Source organism: Moorena sp. (genome assembly GCF_982860115.1).
Window position 1 is genome coordinate 1 of the sequence record NZ_CEYLVT010000320.1, and the last position, 6,736, is coordinate 6,736.

The following is a 6,736-nucleotide window of genomic DNA, read 5'->3' on the forward strand; positions in this document are numbered from 1 at the left end:
ATTAGAACTTTCGTAAAGTTTAGTGTTAACTTGATAGCCGTTAATAGTAATCATAGATAGTTGGCTTAAGGGAATTTATAATTTATAATTTAGAATCTATAATCGGGAACAGGGAACAGTAGCAAATCTATCAGATTATTTTTTTATCAATCAAAATTTGGTTTGATAATATATTGCTAAAGGCTATACTAATTCTTATTAATTTTAACTATTATTTCTACAGTTTAACTCAATTTAATTGGGTTTGACAACAACAAGATATAGCGTTTTTTATAGCTATGAAGTAAACAGAATTTTTTTCCACTTCCGTTCCCCCCTTATTAAGGAGGGGGGATCCCTCTTCTGACTTACCTACTCCCTACTCCCTACTCCCTACTCCCTACTCCCTATTGCCTATTGCCTACTCCCATTAATCGATTAACTGTTTGACATCTCTAGATACTTTTCCACTAAATCTAAAATCTTTTCCTCCTGGAATCCTTCGGCTAAATTTTTGAGTTTTTTAGCAAAGGGGATATACTTTGTATCCAGTTCTTGGAGATAGGTGGCTCGTTGGCGAATCTTTCTCATACTGCCGAGCATGGCTAATTCGTAGAGCACTTCCATTTCTGCTGGTGGCGGAATCACTAATGGTTGCTCAATTCTAGCTGTTGCTATGGTCGTCTGTGGCGATACTTCTTCATAAATCCACTCCAGTTGCAAATACTCTCCCAACAATTTCAGCAACTGTTGTTCATCCACAGGTTTGGACAAAAAGCCTTGACAGCCAACAAGCTTACTTTTCTCTTTGTCTGTGTCTAACACGCTAGCGGACACCACAATAATTGGGATATCCTGCATTTGAGGTAGGTTTCTCAGTTCTGCGATCGCTTCAAAGCCAGTTTTGACCGGCATGACTAAGTCGGTCAATATCAAGTCAGGTTGCAGCTGTTGAGCCAGTTCGATTTCCTGCTGGCCATTTTCTGCCATCACTATTTCAAAGCCCAATGGCTCCAGCATGTTCTGCAACACAGCCCGATTTGCTGCTTTGTCTTCCGCTATTAATACCTTGCGCCGAGAGCCAATATAACCAACAATTTGCCCGAGGCTCTGTTGCTTCTGTGGTTGGTATGTTTCTACCAGTGGGAAGGTAACATCAAACCAGAAGGTAGAGCCGTAGCCAAATTCGCTTGTGACTTGTAGTTTTGCTCCCATTAGCTCTACCAACTGCTTAGTGATTGCTAAACCTAAACCAGTGCCAGCAGCACGCCTTTGGGTATCTCCCACTTGTTCAAAGGGTTGGAAAATTTTCTGTAACTGTTCTTCGGTCATACCAACACCGGTATCAATAACTTGAAAACGAAGTGTTGTCTTGTCTGGTTGGTCGAGACTAATCACCTTAACCTTTAATGTTACTTTACCACTGTCAGTAAATTTAACAGCATTACCTAATAAATTCAGCAGTACCTGCCGAAGTCGTTTATCGTCAGCTTTAATGCCATGAGGTAAGTTATCCTGATGGTTATATTGAAACAAGATATCTTTTTCTAAGGCTCCCATGCGAATAATCCCCACCACACTTTCTATAAAACTTTGAAAATGTAAGTCAGTGGGGTAAAGTTCCATTTTGCGAGCTTCAATTTTAGATAAGTCTAAAATATCGTTGATTAGAGTCAACAAATGGTTACCGCTTTGTTCAATAATCCTTAAACCATCGATTTGCCTAGTGCCTAGCTTCCGGTCCCGCTTCAGGATTTGAGCATAGCCGAGGATACCATTGAGAGGAGTACGCAATTCATGGCTCATATTGGAGAGGAATTCGCTTTTAGCTTGGTTAGCCCCATCAGCCGCTTGTTTAGCTTGTGCTAATTCAGCAGTGCGTTCGGCAACTTTCTCTTCTAAATTGCTGTAAAGTTGAGCATTTTCGATAGAAATAGCAGCTTGGGAGGTGAGCAGATTTAATATTTCTAATCGGTCTGGTGTAAAGGCTCCAGTGGTGAGATTATTTTCTAGATAAAGTAAGCCAATTAGTTGACCTTGATTAATGATGGGAGTACACATCAGACTCCGGGGTTGCTGACGAATAAAATAGGGGTCAGCAGCTAATATAGTCTCAACCGTAATATCATTGATAACTAAGGTTTCCAATTTCCGCTTGACATAATTGATCGCACTTTGGGGAATATCTTGACTTTCTTCCACTGGCATAGATTCCACTAAAGTAACTTGATTAGCGGTTTCTATAGCCTGGAGTACTAAGCTCTCACCTTTGACCAAAATCAGAGCACATTTGTCAGCTCCTGCATTCTCCATCACCACTTGCATCAAAGTCGAGAGCAACTTATCAAGTTGGATTTCCCCAGATAGAGCCTGGGATGCTTTGATAACCGTAGCCAAATCCAAAGCAGTGGAAGCGTTTGTAGTGCTGCTATTAACCCCTTGAGTGGTGAGGTTGGTGATCGTCTCTGCTGTGCTGATATTGATAGTTTTCTGGGTAAGAATGGAACTGAGAAATTGAGGATAGCGAATTTCCAAATCCTCCACCTTAGCTTTTGCGCCCCAGTGACTATAGCCATAGTAGGCACGAGTGAGGTAGGCTTGGGCAATGGTTTCTTTACCCCACTCTAAATAGAATTTAGCCGCCAATTCATTAGCCAGGGCTTCTTCTTGGATGTATTCATTTTCCTTTGCTCCAGCAATGGCGCGCTCATAATACTCTATAGCTTCCAGCTTTTGACCCAAAACACGATAGCGCTCGGCTTCTACTAAATAAAATTTGTGCAAATAATTCATCGGGGCATGGTCTGCCCATGTTTTAATCTTGTCTTGATTGTGGGCGATTTTATCTAAACTTTGTTGTTGTTGAGTGTGATTTTGTTCAGGATAGAGAGCTAAGCGAGTCAGAGAATCGTACCAATAGAAAAGCGCAAAAACGAAAAGGCCTGCTACTCCATCTAAATAATTTTCGGTAATGGTGGCTTGTTGCCAAGCTTGCGGATAATCCTGAAATAGATAACACAGAAATAATTTATTTAGGTATAGGGTGTAAAGTGCCCTGACGTTATTGAACTTCTTGTGGAGTGCGAGCATGAGGAGTTCGTCGTAGACTTCACCCCTTAAACAGCAAGAATTTTCAGCTTGTCCTAGTAAGTTTAAGACCCCTTGCCAGGTGATGGCACTAAGCTGATGTGGGATATCTTGCTTGAGTTGATCAATCCCTTGATGATATTTCGCACAGCTCTGGTCAAGCTCAGCTAGCTGCTTGCCGAGCCAAAAAGAATGTTCTAAATACATATACGCACAAAAGGCAGAGTCGTCAAAATCTCCAGTTTCTAGCCCTAAAGAGTAAGCTTCTATCAAAGGGGTTAATGTTTCTTTCAGATGCACTTTCCAGGGCTTTATGGTGATATTGACCACAAACAGTACTGTACATTTAAGCTGTTTTTCATTGAACCGTCCTAATAACCCCAGAGCCAGTTGACCGAAGCGATAGTTGCCATCGATATCTCCACAGAAGTGCCAGAGCAGGATGCCGTAATGTGTATAGCACACAACAGACACAGGACAATTGCCATTTTGCAGGGAGAGATTGACCTGTTTCAAAACCATTAACGGAAACAGTACAGGTATGGTCAGATAAGCAATTTTTCCGAGTCGCGAGAGGATACTCATCGCCCCTAGTTTTTCGGGATCCCTCATCACCGGCAAATCCATTAACTCCTCAATCTCTTTACCCTCTAAAGCTGACTGTGTTTGGTTTAGTGCCAGCTCAATATCCTCTGGACTGGGCTGTTGGGGGAGTTCTATGCCCAATAGGTTCAGCACTTGCAGCCCGGTGGTAATGGCTTGCTCACCCTGGTTTTGGGCTTTATAGGCGTCAATCGAGACTTCATAGGCTTTGATTTTGTCCAGTAGTGTTTTCCCTTGTGCCAAAACTACCATTACCAGTTGCTCCATCTGCTCAAAGTCGGTATTGAGGTATGCGGCCTCGGCGGCAGCTTGATATAGGGCTAGGGTTAGGTCATACTGACGTTGCCAGCTATTTTCCCCTAGCAATTCCAGACCTACGGTTAAATAGTTAAAAGCCGCCCCATAGGCCGTGGCCGCCTTGGCTTTTTCTCCAGCAATACGATTTAATTGAGCTAATTCATCTCGCTGTGGAAGATCTGTAATTAACTCCAAACCATAATTCAACTGATTGACAATATCAAAAATCTTTTCTTCTCGTTCTGCTGTCGGGATATTTTTCAACAGCAGTTGCCCAATGGTCAGGTGGGTTAACTGTTTCTGGTCTTCCGGAATCAGAAAATACGCCGCTTGCTGGACTCGGTCATGTAAAAACTTGTAACTTGGGGATTGGTGTTCGCGTAGCGTGCCCGTAGGGCATATCGTTATTGCTGATTGGGATAATTTTTCTTCAGTGCTCGATGGTGAATTACTATTAACGGTGAAGAATTTGTAAATTTCAGTGGTAGGTAACACCAACCCTTCTTGCAGAGATTTCCATAAAGAAGTCGCTGTCTCGATTGGGGATTTATCGTGGATTATTGCCAGGGTATCCAAATCAAATTGGTGACCAATACAAGCTGCTAGTTTTAAGACATCCTGAGTTTCGTTTGGCAACTTCTGTAACTGCAGTGCCATAAACTCTACTACATCATCGGTCAGAGCCAAGCCTCTAATTTGAGCAATATCACATTGCCAATACCCTTGCTCAAAATTAAAGCTGATTAATCGGTCGTGATGGAGAGATTTCAGGAATTGGGTCGCAAAAAACGGATTTCCTTTAGTTTTTTGAGCGACTAATTCGGTGAGGGGTTCCGCCAGTTCTATCCCACAAGTCAGGGTATCCGCAATCAGATGGTTTAAGTCAGATTTACTCAGGGGTTCAAGGGTAATGGTATTGAGTGAAACGCCCACTTTCGCCATCTCGGACAACGTTAGCATCAACGGATGAGTAGGATTTACTTCATTATCTCGATAAGCACCAATTAGCAGCAGATAGGAGCTATTAGTTTCTGCCATCAACAATTGCAACAACTTCAACGAAGCCGAATCTGCCCACTGCAAGTCATCGAGGAAAATCACCAGGGGATGTTCCTTGGTGGTGAAAACTTGGATAAATTTACTAAAGAGCAAATTAAACCGATTTTGAGCCGCCGTACCAGACAGTTCGTCAGCAGGAGGCTGTTTGCCGATAATTCTTTCTAATTCTGGAATCACATCCACCATCACTTGACCATTCTCACCCACAGCAGACAGAATTTGTGCTTTCCACTGCTGCAGTTGGGCATCAGTTTCGGTGAGTAATTGTTCCATCAAGTCCCGCAGTGCTTGGACTATGGCACTAAAGGGAATATTACGCTGGAACTGGTCAAACTTACCTTGGATGAAATAACCCCGCTGCCGCACAATCGGTTTTTGGACTTCATTGACTACAGCGGTTTTACCAATCCCGGAAAAGCCAGCGACCAGAATCATTTCTGTGGTTCCTTGAGTAACTCGCTCAAAGGCTCCGAGTAAGGTCTTTACTTCGGCTTGACGCCCGTAGAGTTTTTCGGGAATTACGAAGCGATCGCAAATATCTCGACTACCCAACTTCATCTCAGCGTACGCGCCCAATCTGTGCCAGTGATAGGAACACTGTTCTAGGTCATACTTGAGTCCCAAAGCACTTTGATAACGGTCTTCAGCATTTTTAGCCATCAGTTTACTGATAATGTCGGACAGGAGTGGGGGAATAGCTCGGTTACGCTGGTGTGGAGGTAATGGTTGTTTAGCAATATGACAGTGAACCAACTCCATCGGGTCAGTAGTGCTAAAGGGTAACTCTGTGGTGAGCAGCTTGTAGAAGGTTACCCCAGTTGAATAAAAGTCACTGCGGTAGTCAATGCCCCGATTCATCCGTCCAGTTTGTTCCGGAGACAGGTAAGCCAGGGTACCTTCGAGGCAGTTAGGACTAGTCAGGATTTGGTTTTCTTTCGGCAGTAGGGAGGCAATACTGAAGTCAATCAGTTTGACGTGACTGGTGCTGGGATTAATCAGGATATTCCTAGGCTTGATGTCTTTGTGGATGACTCGGTGGCGATAGAGTTCGTCCAGGATCGAAGCGATTTGAATTGCAATGTGGAGAAATTCCTGAACTGACTGCTCAGTGAGCATACTCGGTTCTTGATCCAAGCTATCAGTGGTATAGTCTTCCAGGGAGATGCCACCAAAGTCTTCCATCACCAATACCAAGGTATTTTGGTAGGACTCCAAGCTATAGATTTGGATAATGCCGGGATGGTCAAGATTTTTGGCAATGGTGTACTGATTACGGAACTGGACAAGTTCCTGGAAGCTGGGATAGGGATTATTGAGCAGTTTGAGTACTACTGGTGTTTCGTCTGAGTTCCTAGTGCCACGATAAACTACGGTTCTCGACCCATGGTAGACCAGGTCAGTGATGGAATAGCCTTTAATGTTGGGAGGAGTTGTGTTCATGGGTGACATACCTAGGTGAGGGTATAGAGCCAATGCGACCAATTAAACCGGACTCACTTTATAGATTTCCCTGTTCCTCCAGACTAGGTAACATTAGATGTCAGAAGTCTGAAGTCAGAAGTCTGAAGGAACGAAGTCAGAAGTCTGAAGTCTGAAGTCTGAAGTCTGAAGGAACGAAGTAAGCATTGCTAGCATGCCTATTGCCTATTGCTAGCATGCCTATTGCCTACTCCCTACTCCCTACTCCCTACTCCCTACTCCCTACTCCCTA

General features: G+C 43.4%; 1 protein-coding gene. It reads right to left on the reverse strand.

Going from position 1 to position 6,736, the window contains the following annotated elements:
- Nucleotides 1-417: 417 nt before the first annotated feature.
- Nucleotides 418-6,465: a hybrid sensor histidine kinase/response regulator gene (locus AC4II3_RS30305; RefSeq protein ID WP_488015726.1), complete on the reverse strand. Its 6,048-nt coding sequence runs from the start codon at nt 6,463-6,465 to the stop codon at nt 418-420.
- Nucleotides 6,466-6,736: the final 271 nt, after the last annotated feature.